Annotated in this window: 20 protein-coding genes; 10 read left to right on the top strand and 10 right to left on the bottom strand. The window is 72.4% G+C overall.

Features of this window, described 5'->3' with window-relative positions:
* Positions 1-2: 2 nt before the first annotated feature.
* Together AB0E91_RS15980 and cdgB are read right to left on the bottom strand one after the other, a co-directional pair.
* Positions 3-929: a carbohydrate-binding protein gene (locus AB0E91_RS15980; protein ID WP_361781091.1), complete on the bottom strand. Its 927-nt coding sequence runs from the start codon at positions 927-929 to the stop codon at positions 3-5.
* Between the two features lie 152 nt (positions 930-1,081).
* Positions 1,082-2,737 (bottom strand): diguanylate cyclase CdgB, encoded by a 1,656-nt coding sequence (gene cdgB, locus AB0E91_RS15985; RefSeq protein WP_361781094.1) that lies wholly within the window; start codon positions 2,735-2,737, stop codon positions 1,082-1,084.
* 352 nt (positions 2,738-3,089) lie between these two features.
* Between cdgB and AB0E91_RS15990 the strand changes: the two genes are divergently transcribed.
* On the top strand, positions 3,090-3,674 hold the full coding sequence (locus tag AB0E91_RS15990; RefSeq protein ID WP_361781097.1) for a flavin reductase family protein: 585 nt from the start codon (positions 3,090-3,092) through the stop codon (positions 3,672-3,674).
* A 42-nt stretch (positions 3,675-3,716) separates the two neighbouring features.
* Positions 3,717-4,238 carry a hypothetical protein gene (locus AB0E91_RS15995; protein ID WP_361781100.1) on the top strand — a complete coding sequence of 174 codons (522 nt, stop codon included), beginning with the start codon at positions 3,717-3,719 and terminating at the stop codon, positions 4,236-4,238.
* A 33-nt stretch (positions 4,239-4,271) separates the two neighbouring features.
* Here AB0E91_RS15995 and arfB read toward each other — a convergent pair whose 3' ends face one another.
* Positions 4,272-4,700, bottom strand: a complete 429-nt coding sequence (gene arfB, locus AB0E91_RS16000; protein WP_361781103.1) for an alternative ribosome rescue aminoacyl-tRNA hydrolase ArfB — start codon at positions 4,698-4,700, stop codon at positions 4,272-4,274.
* A gap of 186 nt (positions 4,701-4,886) precedes the next feature.
* On the opposite strand from arfB, the gene AB0E91_RS16005 reads away from it, so the two are divergent.
* The 3 genes from AB0E91_RS16005 to AB0E91_RS16015 all read left to right on the top strand — a co-directional run bounded on the left by AB0E91_RS16005 (position 4,887) and on the right by AB0E91_RS16015 (position 7,267).
* Positions 4,887-5,462 carry a TerD family protein gene (locus AB0E91_RS16005; protein WP_361781106.1) on the top strand — a complete coding sequence of 192 codons (576 nt, stop codon included), beginning with the start codon at positions 4,887-4,889 and terminating at the stop codon, positions 5,460-5,462.
* 91 nt (positions 5,463-5,553) lie between these two features.
* Entirely contained in the window at positions 5,554-6,528 is a 975-nt protein-coding gene (locus AB0E91_RS16010) for a bifunctional GNAT family N-acetyltransferase/NUDIX hydrolase (protein WP_361781109.1), read from the top strand.
* Positions 6,529-6,766: 238 nt separating this feature from the next.
* A complete protein-coding gene (locus AB0E91_RS16015; RefSeq protein ID WP_161180900.1) occupies positions 6,767-7,267 on the top strand; it encodes a hypothetical protein in 501 nt (166 codons plus the stop codon).
* Positions 7,268-7,285: 18 nt separating this feature from the next.
* Here AB0E91_RS16015 and AB0E91_RS16020 read toward each other — a convergent pair whose 3' ends face one another.
* Positions 7,286-7,990 (bottom strand): pentapeptide repeat-containing protein, encoded by a 705-nt coding sequence (locus AB0E91_RS16020; protein ID WP_361781114.1) that lies wholly within the window; start codon positions 7,988-7,990, stop codon positions 7,286-7,288.
* A gap of 113 nt (positions 7,991-8,103) precedes the next feature.
* Here AB0E91_RS16020 and AB0E91_RS16025 point away from each other — a divergent pair, with 113 nt between their 5' ends.
* Both AB0E91_RS16025 and AB0E91_RS16030 read left to right on the top strand, forming a co-directional pair.
* On the top strand, positions 8,104-9,078 hold the full coding sequence (locus tag AB0E91_RS16025; RefSeq protein ID WP_361781117.1) for a zinc-binding dehydrogenase: 975 nt from the start codon (positions 8,104-8,106) through the stop codon (positions 9,076-9,078).
* 77 nt (positions 9,079-9,155) lie between these two features.
* Positions 9,156-10,670: an MFS transporter gene (locus AB0E91_RS16030; protein WP_361781120.1), complete on the top strand. Its 1,515-nt coding sequence runs from the start codon at positions 9,156-9,158 to the stop codon at positions 10,668-10,670.
* Here AB0E91_RS16030 and AB0E91_RS16035 read toward each other — a convergent pair.
* Positions 10,659-11,141, bottom strand: coding sequence for a GNAT family N-acetyltransferase (locus tag AB0E91_RS16035; RefSeq protein WP_361781123.1), 483 nt, complete (start codon positions 11,139-11,141; stop codon positions 10,659-10,661). The genes AB0E91_RS16030 and AB0E91_RS16035 overlap by 12 nt on opposite strands.
* Positions 11,142-11,151: 10 nt before the next feature.
* The gene (locus tag AB0E91_RS16040; RefSeq protein ID WP_361781354.1) at positions 11,152-11,823 is read right to left on the bottom strand and encodes a rhomboid-like protein; all 672 of its coding nucleotides are present in this window, start codon (positions 11,821-11,823) and stop codon (positions 11,152-11,154) included.
* A gap of 31 nt (positions 11,824-11,854) precedes the next feature.
* On the opposite strand from AB0E91_RS16040, the gene AB0E91_RS16045 reads away from it, so the two are divergent.
* The 3 genes from AB0E91_RS16045 (at position 11,855) to AB0E91_RS16055 (ending at position 14,293) form a co-directional block, all read left to right on the top strand.
* Positions 11,855-12,040, top strand: coding sequence for a hypothetical protein (locus AB0E91_RS16045; RefSeq protein WP_361781126.1), 186 nt, complete (start codon positions 11,855-11,857; stop codon positions 12,038-12,040).
* Positions 12,041-12,151: 111 nt separating this feature from the next.
* Positions 12,152-13,219 carry a right-handed parallel beta-helix repeat-containing protein gene (locus AB0E91_RS16050; protein ID WP_361781129.1) on the top strand — a complete coding sequence of 356 codons (1,068 nt, stop codon included), beginning with the start codon at positions 12,152-12,154 and terminating at the stop codon, positions 13,217-13,219.
* 45 nt (positions 13,220-13,264) lie between these two features.
* A complete protein-coding gene (locus tag AB0E91_RS16055) occupies positions 13,265-14,293 on the top strand; it encodes a methyltransferase (protein WP_361781132.1) in 1,029 nt (342 codons plus the stop codon).
* 134 nt (positions 14,294-14,427) lie between these two features.
* Here AB0E91_RS16055 and AB0E91_RS16060 read toward each other — a convergent pair whose 3' ends face one another.
* The 4 genes from AB0E91_RS16060 to AB0E91_RS16075 are packed head-to-tail and all read right to left on the bottom strand — an operon-like array spanning position 14,428 to position 16,783.
* Entirely contained in the window at positions 14,428-14,751 is a 324-nt protein-coding gene (locus tag AB0E91_RS16060) for a TcmI family type II polyketide cyclase (RefSeq protein WP_361781135.1), read from the bottom strand.
* Between the two features lie 32 nt (positions 14,752-14,783).
* Positions 14,784-15,263, bottom strand: a complete 480-nt coding sequence (locus tag AB0E91_RS16065; RefSeq protein WP_361781138.1) for an SRPBCC family protein — start codon at positions 15,261-15,263, stop codon at positions 14,784-14,786.
* A gap of 1 nt (position 15,264) precedes the next feature.
* Positions 15,265-15,522 carry a phosphopantetheine-binding protein gene (locus tag AB0E91_RS16070; protein ID WP_361781141.1) on the bottom strand — a complete coding sequence of 86 codons (258 nt, stop codon included), beginning with the start codon at positions 15,520-15,522 and terminating at the stop codon, positions 15,265-15,267.
* Positions 15,523-15,544: 22 nt separating this feature from the next.
* Positions 15,545-16,783 (bottom strand): ketosynthase chain-length factor, encoded by a 1,239-nt coding sequence (locus AB0E91_RS16075; protein WP_361781144.1) that lies wholly within the window; start codon positions 16,781-16,783, stop codon positions 15,545-15,547.
* Positions 16,784-16,785: the final 2 nt, after the last annotated feature.

Here is a 16,785-nt window from a genome sequence, read left to right on the forward strand (position 1 = left end):
GACTAGCGCTTGACGTGACCCTTCTTGATCCAGAACTGGTCCATCAGCACATTGCACTTGTCGCCCGCCTGGCAGGAGACGGAGAGCGTGTTGGCGCCCTTCTTGAGGTCCGGGTACACGAAGGAGGTCACCCAGCCGTTCTCGAAGTCGCCGTCGGCCACGTGCCGGTAGTTCTCCAGGCCCGCCTTGCTGCCGAAGTCCTTGCCGTTGACGGTGACCGTCATCGACTGGTCCTCACCCGTCGCGCTGTAGCGCATGAAGAAGGTGTACGGGCCGTCCTCCGGCACGCTCACGCTCCAAGTGACCGACGCGCCGACCTGGTTGAGGCCGCCCACGTACGTGCCGCCCGCCGCCTGCGCGCCCTTGACGTCCGACGCCTTGGCCGCGCCGCCCGCCAACTGGACGGAGCTGTCGGCCGCGTCGGCCTTCGGGAGTTCGCCCGGGGGCGCCGAGGCGGTGGCCTTGGGCTGCGGCTCGGCGCTCTGGGACTGGGTCGGGCCGGGGCTCGCGCCGCCCTTCGCCTCGTCGCCGGAGTCGCCGTTGAACATGGCCACGCTGATGCCGATGACGACCGCGGCGACCACCGCGATCGCGCCGATCAGGAGGCCCTTGGTGTTGGGGCCGCCACGACCCGCGTTCTGCTGCATCCGGCTGCCCGTCGGGAGGCCGCCCGGCTGCGGCTGCTGCTCCGGGGCCGGGTACTGGGCGGTCGGCTGCCCGTAGGCGCCCTGCTGCTGCGGGACCTGCTGGCCGTACGTCTGCTGCTGGGGGTACTGGCGCTCACCGACCGCGCGCACCCGGCTGACCGCGTTCGGGTAGCCGTAACCGCCGGACGGCGGCTGGGCACCTCTGGCCTGGCCGTCGGCGTACAGGTAGCCGAACGGGTCGTCTTCCTCGGGCGTGCTCGCGCCGTTGTCGCCGGGCGTCATCCCTGGTACTCCTCAAGCAGGTGCGGGCGGATGGGGTACGGGTAGGCATGGCGAGCCTACCTTCCCGCATAGCCGAATTCGCTCGATCGGGGGACACCGACGGGCCCCTCAAATCGGGCGAGTCAGCCTGTCTCAGCCCACTGACCTGCGAATCACCCCGCGCGCCGGTGCTGTTTGGGACGAGATCGTTTCTCTACGTACATCCGCTCGTCGGCCGATTTCAGCACCTCGTCGGCCGTCATCCCGCAGTGCGCCCAGCCGATGCCGAAACTGGCACCCACCCGCACGGCCCGCCCCTCGGCCCGGATCGGCTGGATGATCTCGCCGCGCAGCCGTCCGGCGAGGTCCTGCGCGTCGGCCCGGCCGAGCCCGTCGGCGAGGATCACGAACTCGTCGCCGCCGAGCCGGGCGACCGTGTCGCCGTCCCGCACGCCGTTGCTCAGCCGGCGGGCCACCTCGATCAGCACCGCGTCGCCCGCGTTGTGCCCGAAGCGGTCGTTGATCGACTTGAAGCCGTCCAGGTCGCAGAAGAGCACCGCGAGACCCTTGGCGCCGTCGTCGTGGGCGCCCTCCGGGGCGATGGTGTGGACATGGTGGTCGAAGGCGTCGTACGCCTCGGCGCCGGAGGCGAAGTCGAAGCCGTGCCCGCCGTCCGCGTCGCCCGGGTGACCGTAGGCCGCGTCGAGCGAGTCCAGGCCGTCCGCCCGGGCCTGGCGGCGGCACAGCCGGGCGGCAAGGCGTGCGCGCAGCTCGGCGGAGTTGGGCAGCCCGGTCAGCGAGTCGTGGGAGGCGCGGTGGGCGAGCTGCAGCTCGCGGCGCTTGCGCTCCTCGATGTCCTCGACGTGGGTGAGCAGGAAGCGGGGGCCGTCGGTGGTGTCCGCGACGACCGAGTTGCGCAGGGACACCCAGACGTACGAGCCGTCCCGGCGGGCGAGGCGCAGCTCGCCCCGGCCGCCCTCGGGGGAGGTACGGCGCAGGGTGGTGACGTCCTCGGGGTGGACGAGGTCGGCGAAGGAGTAGCGGCGCATCGCGGCGGCGGGGCGGCCGAGCAGCCGGCACAGGGCGTCGTTGGCGCGCAGGACGCGGCCCTGGTGGTGGTCGCCGTCCATCTCCGCGATGGCCATGCCGGAGGGGGCGTACTCGAAGGCCTGGCGGAAGCTTTCCTCACTGGCGCGAAGAGCCTGCTGGTCGCGCTCCAGGCGGACCAGGGCGCGCTGCATGTTGGCGCGCAGATGGGCGTTGCTGAGGGCGATCGCGGCCTGGAAGGCGTACATCTGGAGGGCCTCGCGGCCCCAGGCGCCGGGGCGGCGGCCGCCGTGCGGACGGTCGACGGATATGACGCCGATCAGCTCGCCGCGGGCCCCGCCCTGGACGCCGGGCGTGTACATCGGCGCGAAAAGGCGGTCGCCGGGGTGCCATTCCTCGTCGATGCGGGGGACGGGGGCCTCGGTGTACCACTGGGGGACGTCGTCGTCGTCGAGGACCCAGCCCTCGTGGTGGGGTATGAACACGAGGTCGCCCCACAGCTCGCCCATGCGCAGGCGCCGCTCCCAGGACTCGCGGGCGCCGACCCGGCCCATGATCAGGGCCTCGGCCGCCGGGTTCCCGGAGAAGGCGGCGACCACCAGGTCGCCGTCGGGGCGGACGAGGTTCACGCACGCCATCTCGTACCCCAGCGCGCCGACCGCGCCGTCGGCGACGATCTGCAACGTGTCCGCCAGGCTGCGGGCCGTGTTCATCTCGGCCATGACCTGATGCAGCTGACGCAGGGATGTGAGCGGGACGTACGGCTCCGCCTCTGTCTCCATGCTCGCCCTCCCCCTCCCCCGAGACCTCGCTGCGAATCAAGGCTTCTTCTCGCCACTGAATCACAGCGCGCTCCCCACTCGGTACACAGGGTCAACAATTATTGCCCCTTGTGACTCAAGTCACAGCAGAACGTGAACAATTGAGTGGAGTTTCTGTGTTTTCCCAGCACTGTTCTTGAACGCAAAGTGAGTGAACATGCGCATATGCCGTACGAATCGGCAGGCGGGCGGGTCGGGACGGTTGTCCGGGACCCCGGTCCGGGTGCTCCCGGGCGTGCGGCCGGGGTCCTAGGACCGCTCTCGGACGAAGGGCCGATGCGGCGGGCCGGTGTGGCGGATTAGCGTTTCCGGCGTGCTGAACATCTCCGCCTCCGCCCCGTCCCCCACCGCCCGGACCGCTTCCGGGCATCCTGAGGGGGTGAGCGACGACGAGTTCCGGGCCGCGATGTCCCGGCTGGCCGCCGGAGTGGTCCTGGTGACCGCGCAGGAGCCGCCGCTGGACCCCGACGACCCGTACGCGCCGGGCACGGAGGACGTGGGCATGACCGCCACGGCCTTCCTGTCGGTCTCCCTGGACCCCCCGCTGGTCATGGTCAGCCTGCGCACCGGCGGCCGCATGGACGAGCTCCTGGAGGAACAGCCCCTCTGGGCCGTCTCCGTCCTCGCCGACCACCAGCGCCAGATCGCGGGCCGCTTCTCGATGAAGGGCCGCATCAGCGACCGCCTCCTCTTCGCCGACCTCGACCTCACCCGGGGCGAGGCGACGGGCGCTCCGCTGATCTCCGGCGCGCTGGCGACGCTGGAGTGCCGTACGGAACAGCGGGTGCTCGCGGGCGACCACACCCTGGTCATCGGCCGCGTCCTCACCGCCCACGTGCCGAGCACGGAGGGCGGCCCGCTGCTGTACTTCCGGGGGCGGTACCGGCACCTGGGCTGAGCGCCGGGAACCGGAACGGGCGCCGCTGCCGTCCGCCACCGCGTGACGACTCTCGCCCTGGACGATCTGGCCCCGGCCTTCTACATGACCTCGGTCTTCGCCCCGTTCCTGATGCCCTGCGTGGCCCTCCCACTGGCCTTCGCACTCGCGGTGCGCGCGTACACCGGCACCTGGGGCCGCGCCTGGTACGCGCCGGACCCCGCGCCGACCGTGCTGGTGGTGCTGCTGGCGGCCGCCACGGCCTTCGGCCTCTACGGGTACGGGGTGGGGCTCGGCTTCTACATCCTGGACCCGGACCAGATGTGCGCGGCCAAGGGCGTGCCCGGCGACAGCATCGTGACGCACATGACGCTGCCGGTCGGCGCGGAGTGCGTCACCGAGGACGGCGCGGCCACCGAACTGGTCCCGTTCTGGGTGAACCCGCTCATCCTCATGTCCCTCGCGGTGTGCCCGGTGGCGGCGACGGCGGGGGTGGTGGCGGCCCGGCGGCGGCGCGGGGACGGGATGCGGGGGCCCGACGCGGCCCCGGCGGGCGGGGGCGGCGCGAACCGGCCGGACTCCTGACGCCGCCGCGGACGGCGCCGACTGGCCGGTTCTCTAGCCCCAGTCCCGCCCCGAGCGGCCCCGCTTGGTGTCCGAGCGCTGCTTCTTCTGTCTGAGGCGGCGCTCGTTGATGCCCCGTGGGATGCGGGTCGCGCGGCGCGGCTTGGGCGGGGGTGCGGTGGCCTCGGCGAGGAGGGCGGTCAGGCGGACGGCCGCCGCCTCGCGGTTGCGCCACTGGGAGCGGTGCTCGGAGGCGCGGACGATCAGGACGCCGTCCACCAGCCGGGCCGCCAGCCGCTCCAGCGCGCGCCGCTTCCACACCTCGGGCAGCGCCTCGGTGCGTGCGAGGTCGAAGCGCAGCTCGGCCTGGGAGTCGCTGGTGTTGACGTGCTGCCCGCCAGGCCCGGAGGAACGCGAGAAACGCCACGTCAGCTCGGCCTCGGGAAGCGAGACCGAGCCACGGATGAGATAGGGCCCGGACATGACTCCATGGTCGCCGGTGCGGACGGCCCGCGTCACCCCGTTTTCCCCCACCTCGGTAAAAAAGGTAAAGCGAGCAGGAACCCTTGGTACCCCTCCCGGCGTTCTTCCGGGTGACGTAGCTTCGTCGGGACCGACGGAGCGACAAGTACTCCGCCACGTACGCATTAAGGGAAGGGACTCCCAATCATGGCTGTAAGCCTGTCCAAGGGTGGCAACGTCTCGCTCACCAAGGAGGCTCCGGGCCTGACCGCCGTCACCGTGGGCCTCGGCTGGGACGTCCGCACCACCACCGGCACGGACTTCGACCTGGACGCCTCCGCCATCGCGGTCAACGGCCAGGGCAAGGTCTACTCCGACCAGCACTTCGTCTTCTTCAACAACAAGCAGACGCCGGACAGCTCCATCGTCCACACCGGTGACAACCGCACGGGCGAGGGCGCGGGCGACGACGAGGCGATCAACGTCAACCTCGCCGCCCTCCCGGGCGACATCGAGAAGATCGTCTTCCCGGTCTCCATCTACGACGCCGAGAACCGCGGCCAGAACTTCGGCCAGGTCCGCAACGCCTACATCCGCATCGTCAACCAGGCCGGCGGCGCCGAGATCGCCCGCTACGACCTCTCCGAGGACGCGGCCACCGAGACGGCGATGGTCTTCGGCGAGCTGTACCGCAACGGCGCGGAGTGGAAGTTCCGCGCCGTCGGCCAGGGCTACGCCTCCGGCCTGGTCGGCATCGCCCAGGACTTCGGCGTCAACGTCTGACACACCCCGGACCGCGGACCCCGCCGCCTCACCGGCCCCGGGGTCCGCGAAGTCCAAGTCACCGTCGGACCCGGGACGTTAGCGTGTCCCGGTGATCCTCGAACCCCTGCCCGCAGGTACGCCCGTCCCCGCGCCCCTGCTCACGGAGCTGACCGCGCTGTACGCCTCCCAGGCGGGCTTCCACGCGATCAGCGGGGAGTTCCCGGACCCGGCGGACATCCGCCCCGGGCACGTCGCCGACGCCCTGGCCGCCGAACTCGCCCATCCCGACGCCGAGGTGCTGCTCGCGCGCGTGGACGGCAGGCTCGTCGCGGTCGTCATCACCCTCGCCCGCCACCCCGACCCCGCCGACCCCGACCCGTGGATCGGCCTGCTGCTGGTGGACGCGGCCGAGCAGGGCAACGGACACGGGCGCCGTGCCGCCACGCTCGTCGAGGAGCGCTTCCGTGCCGCGGGACGCCGCGCGGTACGGCTCGCGGTACTCGACGACAACATGCCCGGCCTCGCCTTCTGGACCGCGCTGGGTTACTCGTTCCTGGGCCACCGCCGGGACCGTGAACTCGGCCGCCCCTGCACCGTCCTGCGCAAGGTGCTGCTGCGTACCCCGCGACAGGCGGCGCGCACGGCCGTGGTCGCGCCGGACGGCACGGTGTTCCTCTGCCGCCAGGACAACGTCGAGACCGGACCGCACTGGGCGCTGCCCGGCGGCGGACTGGAACCCGGCGAGAGCCCCCGCGAGGGCGCAGCGCGCGAGCTGGCCGAGGAGACCGGCTGGACCGACCTGGAGCCGGGCCCGCTGCTGTGCGTCTGGGAGCACGACTTCACCCGGGCGGGCATCCCGGTCCGCCAGCACGAGCACATCTACGTCACCCCCGGCCCGCACCGCGCCCCCACCCCGTGCGCGCTCGCCGGCCACCCGGCCGAGGGCATCCTCGCCTGGCGCTGGTGGAGCGGGGCGGAACTGGCCGCCACCGACGAGCCGGTGTGGCCCCCGGACCTGCACCGGCTGCTGGCCGAGCGGGCGGACGAGGGCGCCGGTGAGCAGGACGCCGAGCGAGCCGGGTGAGCGGGGCGCCAGGCGCGCCGGGTGAGCGGGGCGCCGACCGCGCGGGCCGAGCAGCACACCGGACGCGCGGGGCCAAGCAGGACGCCGGACACGTGGGGCCACGCAGGACGCCGGACACGTGGGCCGAGGAGGACGCCGGGCTCGCGGGGAGCAGGACGCCGGGCGCGCGGGCCGGGCAGGTCCGCCGGACGCGCGGGGCTGAGCGGAGCGCGGCCACCGGCGTGGGACGATCGGCGACGTGCTCGACATCGGCTATGCCCTCTCCAACCGGTTCCCGGACCCGCCCCAGACCGACTACCGCCGCGCGGACGCGCGGGCGCTGCGGCACGACCTGTTCTGCGGGGACGTGTATCTGGCCGACACCAAGAGCGACCACGAGGTGTCCACAGCCTGGGGATGGGTCCCGGTGCTGGACTTCGCGTGGGCGCTGTGCGACATCGTGGAGCAGCTGGACCAGGACCCCATGGGTTCCCGCGCGTCCCGGCCGCAGCGGGCGGAGCTGGACTTCACCGAGTCGACCGACCGGATGCTCTTCGAGCGCCGCTTCGGGTGGGTCGACATCGAGGCGGACTGGATGCGCGCCGAGGAACCGCCGATCACCTTCTCCCACGCCGAACTGCGCCGTGAGGCCCGCGACTTCCTGCACGACGTCATCGCGGACCTCACCGACATGCACGAGGACCTGGCGGAGAACCCGGTGATCTGGACCCTCCAGGCCCGCTATCCCCGGATTTCCTGAACCGGACCAGGCCGCCCTTCAGCCCTCCACCCTGATCCCCAGCTCGGCCGCGAGCAGCGGGGCCAGGTCCAGGAGCTGACCGGTGCTGATCACCGCGCCGGACAGCCGGTCGAGCCCCCGCTGGACCTCCAGCGGGGCGGCCCCACGCAGATCCACGTCCTTCAGCGTGGCGCCCCCGAAGTCCGCCCCCTTCAGCGCGCAGTCCACGAACTCCACGCGCTCCAGACGCGCCCCCGCGAAGTCCGGCTCGACCAGCACACAGGACTCGAACACCACGTCCTTCAGCCGGGCCTCGCGCAGATTGAGGAAGTCGAGCTTGCCGCCGCGCACGACGACCCGCTCCAGCACCGCCCCGTGCAACTGGACCCCGCCCAGCCGGGGCGCGCTCAGCTCCACGTCCCGGAAGGTGGCCTCCGCGAGATGGGTGCCGACGCCCCGCAGTCCGGTGAGCACCGAGTCCAGGAAGCGGGCCCGGCCGAGCGCCGCCTCGTCCACCGCGCAGCCGGTCAGCGCGCAGTCCATGAAGCGCGCCCCCGCGCCCCGCTGCCCGGACAGGTCCGCGTCCCGGAACTCCAGCCCGTCGTAGTCCCCGTCGGGCTCCAGCTCCCGCTCCGTCCACGGCCGCAGGGGCGGCAGCCGCACCTCCGGCCGCCGCGCGCCCTTCACCGCCGTACGACCCGTACCCGTACCCGTACCGCCCGCACCCACCACTTTCCTCACCATGCCCCTCATGCTGCACCTGGCCACTGACAGCGCCTCCCTTGACCTCAAGTCCGGTCGAGGTCGGAGAGTGGGCCCCCTGCGGCAGCCACGGGAACGACGACCAGGGGGATCACATGCACGCCGTCCGGCTCCACTCCTTCGGACCGCCCGAGAACCTGGTCTACGAGAGGACCGAGGACCCCGTCCCCGGACCGGGCCAGGTGCGGATCGCCGTAGCCGCCGCCGGAGTGCACCTCCTGGACACCGCTCTGCGCGAGGGCCGGCACGGTCCGCTGCCCGCGCTGCCGGAGCTTCCGACCGTTCCCGGCCGCGAAGTCGCGGGGGTCGTGGACGCCCTGGGCGACGGCACGGACGCGTCCTGGCTCGGCAGGCGCGTCGTCGCCCACCTCGGCCCCGTACCCGGCGGCTACGCCGAACTCGCCGTCACCGGCGCGGACCGCCTGCACGAGATCCCGGCGAACCTGGACTTCGCGGCGGCCGTCGCGATGATCGGCACCGGCCGCACCGCGCTCGGGATCGCCGGGTTCGCGGAGCCGGGGGCGGACGACGTGGTGGTCGTACTGGCGGCGGCGGGCGGCATCGGCACCCTGCTCACGCAGCACGCGAAGAACGCCGGGGCCACGGTCGTCGGGCTCGCGGGCGGCCCGGAGAAGACCGCCCTGGTCCGCGCGAACGGCGCCGACCTCGCCGTCGACTACACCGTCCCCGGCTGGCCGGACGAGGTCCGCGCCTTCCTCGCCGGACGCCCCGCCACGCTCGTCCACGACGGCGTCGGCGGCGAGGCCGCCCGCGAGGCCGTCGCCCTGCTCGGTCCCGGTGGCCGGCACCTGGTCTTCGGCTGGTCGGCGGAGGGCATCGGGGACGGGGTCCGGGGCCACTTCGTCGAGGGCGTCTCCGAGTCGGTGCTCGGCCCGGAGATGCTGCGCCGGGCGGGCGGTCTGCGCGCCCTGGAGGAGCGGGCGCTCGCCGAGGCCGCGCGGGGGCGGCTGCGCCCGGCCGTCACCCGTTCGCCACTGTCCGGGGCGGCCGCCGCGCACCGGGCGCTCCAGACCCGCGGCACGGTCGGAAAGCTGGTGCTGGAGCCGTGAAGGAGCGCCCGCGAACCGGGCGGAAAGGGCCCGCCAACGCGGATGCGACATGCACCGATCCGTGCTCTTCTGGCGAGATGAGCAGCGGCCGAACGGGTGAGTCCGTACCGATACCCGCGAGGGCCGAGGCGGTCGATCCCCGCCGCTGGTGGGGCCTGGTCGTCATCGCCCTCGCCCAGCTGATGGTGGTGCTGGACGCGACGATCGTGAACATCGCGCTCCCCTCCGCCCAGCACGATCTGCACATGTCCGACGGGAACCGGCAGTGGGTGATCACCGCCTACACCCTCGCCTTCGGCGGCCTGCTCCTCCTCGGCGGGCGGGTCGCGGACCTGGTGGGCCGCAAACGCACCTTCGTCGTCGGGCTGATCGGCTTCGCGGCCGCCTCCGCGTTCGGCGGCGCGGCCACCGGCCCGGCCATGCTGTTCGGCGCCCGCGCCCTCCAGGGCGTCTTCGCGGCCGTCCTCGCGCCCTCCGCGCTCTCCCTGCTGACGACGACCTTCACCGACCCGCGCGAACGCGGCAGGGCCTTCGGCATCTACGGCGCCCTCGCGGGCAGCGGCTCGGCCATCGGGTTCATCCTGGGCGGCCTGCTCACCGAGTACCTGAACTGGCGCTGGTGCCTCTACGTCAACGTGCCCATCGCGATCCTCGCGGTGATCGGCGCCTTCGCCCTGCTGCACGACCGTCCGGGGCACGGGGAGTCCCGGCTCGACGTGCCCGGCGTCCTCCTCGGCTGCGGCGGTCTGGTCGCCGTCGTCTACGGCTTCAGCGAGGCCCAGCCGCGCGGCTGGACCGACCCGCTGGTGCTCGCCCTGTTCGCGGCCGGGATCGCGCTGCTCGCGCTGTTCGTGTGGTGGCAGGGCCGCGCCCCGAGCCCGCTGCTGCCGCTGCACATCGTCCGCGACCGCACCCGCGCGGGCTGCTTCCTGACGATGATGCTCGCGGTGATCGGCATGTTCGGGCTGTTCCTGTTCATGACCTACTACCTCCAGGTCATCCTCGGCTACTCCCCCGTCCGCGCGGGCCTCGGCTTCCTGCCGCTGACCGCCGCGATCATCACCGGCTCCACCCAGATCGCGGCCCGTCTGCTGAACCGGGTCGCGCCCCGTCTGCTGATGGTCCCCGGCCTGCTGCTCGCCTCCGTCGGCCTGATGCTGCTGACCCGGATGACGGTCCACTCCTCCTACGCCACGGACATCCTGCCCGCCCTGATCCTGCTGGGCCTCGGCATGGGCCTCACCTTCATGCCGGTCTTCGCCACCGCCACGGCCGGGGTCGCGCCGAGGGACGCCGGAGTCACCTCGGCGACGGTGAACACCGCCCAGCAGGTCGGGGGCTCCATCGGCACGGCGCTGCTCAACACCATCGCCACCACCAGCGGCGCGGCCTACATCGCCGCGCACCTGCGCACCCCCGCCGACCGGGCCGCCGTCGTCCCGGTGGGCGTGGTGCACGGCTACACCGTCGCCATCTGGTGGGCGGTCGGCGTGATGCTCCTCGCCGCCCTGGTCGCGGGCCTGATGGTGACGGCCCGGCCGGCCGGGCGGGGCGCGGCGACGAAGCCCCGGGTCCGGGAGTCAGTGGGCTGAGCGGGCCAGTTCCGCGAGCGGGGCGTCGGTGAGGCGGTAGACCGTCCACTCGTCCTGGGGGCGGGCGCCGAGGGACTCGTAGAAGCCGATCGCGGGGGTGTTCCAGTCCAGCACCGACCACTCCAGGCGCTCGTAACCGCGCTCGGCGCAGATCCGGGCCAGCTCCGTGAGCAGGGCGCGGCCGTGGCCGCCGCCGCGTGCCTCGGGGCGGACGTAGAGGTCCTCCAGGTAGATGCCGTGGACCCCGCGCCAGGTGGAGAAGTTCAGGAACCACAGGGCGAACCCCGCGGGCTCGCCGGTGGTGTCGTCCACCGCGAGGTGCGCGAAGGCGGCCGGGCGCTCCCCGAACAGCGCCTCGCGCAGCTGTTCCTCGGTGGCCCGCGCCTCGTCGGCGGCCTTCTCGTAGGCGGCCAGCTCGCGGACCATGCGGTGGATCGCGGGGACGTCGTCGGGGGTCGCGGTACGGATCATGGACGGCAGGTTAGTGCGGGGCGTCGCGCTCCCGCAGGGCGGTCGGGCCCCCGCGCGGGCTCCACGCCTTCCCCCGCCCCCGGACCAGCGGCCAACAGGCGAGCCCGACGAGGACGGACAGCACATGGCCGAAGTCGGTGAAGGTGCGGGCGGTGACGAGCGGTACGACGTACACGACGGCCAGGAAGGCCAGGTAGGCGTACCGCCAGGGCGGGGCGATCCGGTAGGTGAGGACGGCCATGACCCCGGCGAGGGCGTAACTGACGCCGATGTCGAGGGTGTTGACCGCCGAGGGCGGGGCGTGTCCGCCGTTGATCGCCACCAGCAGGGCCAGTTCGCTGATCAGCGTGGCCAGCACATGCGCGGCGGCGCACACCGCGAGCCAGCGCAGGGTGCCGAGCCAGCGCTCGGCCCGGGCGTGGAAGAGGGTGTACAGCACGGCGTACGGCAGCCAGCGCCCGCTGTCGATCCACATCGCGCTGGTGATCAGCACCCGCACCGGGTTCTGCGACAGCTCGTGGATATTGGTGGACCGCTGCCGCAGAAACTCCTTCTCGAACTCCGGCGACATATGGTGCAGCGCCACTGTGGTGAAGAAAAGGATGGTCAGCCACACATAGGTGCCCGGGGCCGACCGCAGATGATCCACGACCACCCCGAGCCCACGTCGCACACGGGTCACCCGGCTCACACGGGCCAGTATGGTCGCACGGGTGACCGGGGTGCCTGACGAGCACGGGGCCCGGGAGGAGCCGTACGCGCGGTCCGCGCGGTTCCTCCGCCCCCGGAGCCCGGACGCCGGGGGCGCGAGCGAGGCCGCCGCGTCGCGTGCCTGGTCCGGCGACGGTGCCGTACGCCGACTGGGTGACATCGCACGGGGATGCTCGACCGCGCACTGACCGGTGCGCTCGGTCCGGGCCGCCGACGGGACCGCGTCCACGTCTGCGTTGACACGCCGCCGGACGGCCTATATCAGACCTTTCGGATAATCCGGTCATACCGTACGCGGTATGAAGAGATGTCACCTCGCATATCTCGCCTGCACCGCCGCCCTCCTCGGCGGCGGTCTCGGCGCCGCGCCTGCCTCTGCGGCGCACCAGACCCTCGTGGTCCGTCCCGGTCAGTCGATCCAGAAGGCGGTGAACGCCGCGCAGCCCGGCGACACCGTGCTCGTGCTCGCCGGGACCTTCCACGAGAGCGTCGTCGTCAGCAAGCCCTGGGTGACCCTGCGGGGCGTCGGGGCCCGTACCGTCGTCAAGCCCGCCGCCACCAAGACCGGCAAGGTCGCCAACACCTGCGCCCAGCACGGTGACGGCATCTGCGTGCTCGGCACCAAGAAGAAGGACGTCGAGGGCGTCACCGTCGCCGACCTCAAGGTCACCGGCTTCAGCCACGCCGGGGTGTTCGGCATGGCGACCGACACCCTGACGGTCCGCCGGGTGCACGCCGTCAAGAACAAGGTCTGGGGCATCGCCACCGAGCGCTCGGCGCACAGCGCGATCCGGGAGAACGAGGTCCGCGGCAACGGCGACGCGGGCGTCTTCCTCGCCAACACCATCAACGAGGAGGGCGGCGCCTACGACGCCGGCCGGACGCTCGTCGAGCGCAACCGCCTGGACAACAACCGCATCGGCATCACCGTGCGCCGCCTGCGGAACCTGACCGTCACGGACAACTACATCTCCGGCAACTGCGGCGGTGTCTTCGTCGTCGGCGACGAGAACAAGCCGCAGGGCGGAAACCTCACCGTCTCCTCCAACGAGGTCGTGGAGAACAACAAGTTCTGCGCGAAGACCGCCCGCCTCCCCGTCATCCAGGGCTCGGGCATCGTCCTCACCGGCGCCGAGAAGACCCGCGTGACCGGCAACTACGTCGCGGGCCACCACGGCAAGTCCCCGCTGTCCGGCGGGATCGTGCTGTTCAAGAGCATGGTCGGCGCCAAGGGCGTGAACAACCGCATCGACCGCAACACCCTCGAGGACAACTCCCCCGCCGACATCGTGAACACCGAGGCGGCCAGGACCAACGTCTTCGAGCGCAACTCCTGCCGGGCCTCCAAGCCCGCGGGCCTGTGCTGACCGCCCGAGGACCAGCGAACACCGAGGAACCAGAAAGGGCGGCAGATGACGACCGCTGAGACTGCCCCACCGCCCCCCATGCGCCTGCGCGAGCTGGTGTTCGGGGCGGCCTGCGCCGCCGCCGTCCGGGCCGCCGCCCGGCTCGGCGTCGCCGACGCCCTCACCGACCGGCCCACCGCCGTGGAGGACCTGGCGGCCGCGGTGAAGACCGAGCCCAAACCGCTGCGCCGGCTGCTGCGGGCCCTGTCCTGCTACGGCGTCTTCGCCGAGCAGCCGGACGGCACCTTCGTCCACACCGACATGTCCCGCCTGCTGCGCGAGGACGACCCCAACAGCCTGCGCGCCATCGCCCTGTGGTGCACCGAGCCGTGGACCTGGGACGCCTGGCCCAAGCTGGACGAGGCCGTGCGCACCGGCAACAACGTCGTGGAGTCCCTCTACGGCAAGGAGTTCTTCCAGTACCTCAACGAGGACGCCCCCGAGTCCGCGGACGTCTTCAACCGGGCCATGACCCGCTCCAGCGAGCAGTCGGCCCGCGAGGTCGCCGCCCTCCTGGACCTCTCCGGCGCCGCCTCGGTGGCGGACCTCGGCGGCGGCCAGGGCCATGTGGTGGCCTGCCTGCTGGACAAGTACCCCACCATGCGCGGCAGCCTGCTCGACCTGCCCCGCGTCGTCGAGAACGCGCTGCCCCGGCTGCGCGAGGGCGGCGACCTGGCCTCCCGCGCCGAGATCGTGCCCGGTGACGTGCGCTCCTCGGTCCCGGTCAAGGCCGACGTCTACGTCATCAAGAACATCCTGGAGTGGGACGACGAGAGCACGGCCCGCCTCCTGGGCAACGTCGTGAAGGCGGGCGGCAGGGGCACCCGGGTGATCGTCATCGAGAACCTCGTCGACGACACGCCCTCGATGCGCTTCAGCACCGCCATGGACCTGCTGCTCCTGCTCAACGTCGGCGGCGCCAAGCACACCACCGAGAGCATGGTCGGACGGCTCACGGCGGCGGGCCTGGCCGTGGACGACATCCGTCCCGTCAACCCGTATCTGCACGCCTTCGAGTGCCACGTCGTCCGCTGACCTGCTCGACCGACTCGACCGACTCGACCGGCGCACACCGGAAAACCGGCCGCCGGGCCCGCGACGCTGCGGGCCCGGCGGCCGGTTGCTGTCCGGGGCGGTCCCCGGTGACGGTCCGGTGCGAACCGGAGTGACTAGTCGCGCTCCCACACGTAGAAGCGCTGCGCCATGGCGTCCTTCGGGGAGCGCCAGGTCTCCGGGTCGTAGGCGCTGACGTACGCCGACAGGCGCTCGCTGATGCCGCGGAACTCCGGGTGTCCGGCCACCTTGGCGATGGCGGGGGCGGGGTCGGTGTCCGACTCGACGAGATGCATGTACACATCGCCGAACCGGAACAGGCTGCGGCGGCGCACCCCGACGAGGTGCGGCAGCTCGCCCCGGTCGGACTCCGCGAAGATCTTCGCGATGTCCTGGGCGGAACCCGGCGCCATCCGGGCCACGATCAGTCCCTGGTGCATGGACTCAAGTCCTCTCGTCTCTCGGGGAGGGCTCAGTCGGCCAGGGCCGGCGCGGGCCGGTGACCGGCGGCGGCCTTCTCGATCTTGTCCCGGATGAGGGCCATCTGGACCTTGGAGTTCTTGTTGATGTTGTCGGTCATCCAGTCGTCGTCGACCGGCGCCTCCGGCTTCATCGCGAAGTCCTGCGTCCACACCATCCGCGTACCGGCGGGCACTTCCTCGTACCGCCAGTGGATGTTCATGTGGGCGAAGGGGCCCGTCTCCACGCGGCGGGCGTGGACCTCCAGGTTGTCGCGGTTCGGCTCGCGCTCCGAGACCCAGCTCCAGACGGTGCCGTTCTCGTCGGGGTGCATGGTCAGCCGGAAGGTCGTCTTGCGGCCCTCACGCTTGATGACCTCGACGGCGGCGTACTCGCTGAACAGCCGCGGCCAGTTCTCCAGGTCGTTGGTCATGTTCCAGACCAGTTCGAGCGGGGCCGCGATCGTGATCTCGTTCTGGGTGTGTCCTGCCATCTCAGGCTCCTGCCATCAGTGCGCTGTTGACGAGGTCGAGGAACTGCTTGGGGGTCTTGCAGCGCTCGGCGTCGGGCGGCATCGGGGTGCCGTGCCGGTTCTCCAGCTCGCCGACGATGCCCAGCAGGCCGAGCGAGTCGAGCCCGAGCGTCTCGAAGAGGGTCTCCGGCTGCTCCCGCAGCACCTCCGGAGCGACGGTGATCCCGGCGGCCTTCTTCATGAGGGCGGCCAGTTCTTCCTCGGTGATCTGCGCGTTCATGCCGTTCTCCTTTGCTGTTCGCCTACGCGGCACCGTGCCGCAGCACGAGCGCCGCGTTCGACCCCATGAGTCCCCGGCTGAGGACCAGCGCCGTGCGCGGCTCGGCGACCCGCGCGCGCCCGGTCACGAGGTCGATGTCGTGGCAGACGTCGAACACGTTCGGCGTCGGCGGGATCAGGCCGTGCTCCATGGCGAGCACGGCGGCCGACACGTCCAGCACCGGCGCGGCGCAGTAGCCCCGCCCGATGCCGGTCTTCGGGGCCGTCACCGGCACCCGGCGGCCGTGCTCACCGAGCGCGTCCACCAGGGCCAGCGCCTCGGCGCGGTCCGCCGCCGGCACCCCGAGGGCGTCGGCGAAGACCACGTCGATCTCCTCCGGGGCGCACGCGGCCTCGGCCAGCGCCTGCCGGATCGCCTCGGCGAGCCCCGCCCGGGACTCCTCCCAGCGGGAGGCGCCGGTGAAGGTCGCCGCGTGGCCCGCGACGATCGCCCGGACGTCCGCACCACGCTCCCGCGCGGCCGACTCCGCCTCGATGACGAGCATCGCGCCGCCCTCGGCCGGCACGAACCCGCACGCGGCCTCGGTGAACGGCCGGTACGCGCGCGCCGGATCGGCCTCGGCGCTCAGCTCCTCGTACCCGAGCTGGCAAACCACCGAGTACGGCGCGAGCGGCGCCTCGGTGGAGCCGGCCACCACCCGGTCGGTGCCCCGGCGCACGGCACGCGCCGCGTGCGCGAGTGCGTCCAGACCGCCCGCCTCGTCGGAGGCGACCACCGAGCAGGGGCCCTTGAACCCGCGCCGGATGGAGATCTGGCCGGTGCTGGCCGCGTAGAACCAGGCGATGGACTGGTACGGCCCGACGAACCGGCTGCCCTTGCCCCACAGCTGCTGGAGCTCGCGCTGGCCGAACTCGCCGCCGCCGGAACCGGCCGCGGTGACCACGCCGATGGCGTACGGGTCCGCGTCGGTGTCGGCCTGGCCGAGCCGGGCGTCCTCCAGGGCGCGGTCCGCCGCCGCCATCGCGAAGTGCGTGAAGCGGTCGGTCTGCACCAGGAACCGCTCCTCGACCACCGACGGGTCGAACTCGCGGACCTCTCCCGCCACCTTCAGCGGCAGGTGCTCACAGCCCTCCCGGGTCACCCGGTCCAGGAGGCTGAGCCCCTCCTGGGTGGACTTCCAGAAGGTCTCGGTGCTGATGCCGTTCGGCGCGACCACACCGATGCCGGTGACGGCCGCCCGACGTTCCTCGGTTGCGCTCATCG

It is taken from the genome of Streptomyces sp. NPDC026659 (assembly GCF_040638245.1).
GTDB lineage: Bacteria > Actinomycetota > Actinomycetes > Streptomycetales > Streptomycetaceae > Streptomyces.

Coding starts and splice junctions, on each gene's coding strand:
- AB0E91_RS15980 (WP_361781091.1), bottom strand. CDS start 929: ATGACGCCCGGCGACAACGGCGCGAGCACGCCCGAGGAAGACGACCCG.
- cdgB (WP_361781094.1), bottom strand. CDS start 2,737: ATGGAGACAGAGGCGGAGCCGTACGTCCCGCTCACATCCCTGCGTCAG.
- arfB (WP_361781103.1), bottom strand. CDS start 4,700: ATGTCCGGGCCCTATCTCATCCGTGGCTCGGTCTCGCTTCCCGAGGCC.
- AB0E91_RS16005 (WP_361781106.1), top strand. CDS start 4,887: ATGGCTGTAAGCCTGTCCAAGGGTGGCAACGTCTCGCTCACCAAGGAG.
- AB0E91_RS16020 (WP_361781114.1), bottom strand. CDS start 7,990: ATGGTGAGGAAAGTGGTGGGTGCGGGCGGTACGGGTACGGGTACGGGT.
- AB0E91_RS16025 (WP_361781117.1), top strand. CDS start 8,104: ATGCACGCCGTCCGGCTCCACTCCTTCGGACCGCCCGAGAACCTGGTC.
- AB0E91_RS16030 (WP_361781120.1), top strand. CDS start 9,156: ATGAGCAGCGGCCGAACGGGTGAGTCCGTACCGATACCCGCGAGGGCC.
- AB0E91_RS16035 (WP_361781123.1), bottom strand. CDS start 11,141: ATGATCCGTACCGCGACCCCCGACGACGTCCCCGCGATCCACCGCATG.
- AB0E91_RS16050 (WP_361781129.1), top strand. CDS start 12,152: ATGAAGAGATGTCACCTCGCATATCTCGCCTGCACCGCCGCCCTCCTC.
- AB0E91_RS16055 (WP_361781132.1), top strand. CDS start 13,265: ATGACGACCGCTGAGACTGCCCCACCGCCCCCCATGCGCCTGCGCGAG.
- AB0E91_RS16060 (WP_361781135.1), bottom strand. CDS start 14,751: ATGCACCAGGGACTGATCGTGGCCCGGATGGCGCCGGGTTCCGCCCAG.
- AB0E91_RS16065 (WP_361781138.1), bottom strand. CDS start 15,263: ATGGCAGGACACACCCAGAACGAGATCACGATCGCGGCCCCGCTCGAA.
- AB0E91_RS16070 (WP_361781141.1), bottom strand. CDS start 15,522: ATGAACGCGCAGATCACCGAGGAAGAACTGGCCGCCCTCATGAAGAAG.
- AB0E91_RS16075 (WP_361781144.1), bottom strand. CDS start 16,783: ATGAGCGCAACCGAGGAACGTCGGGCGGCCGTCACCGGCATCGGTGTG.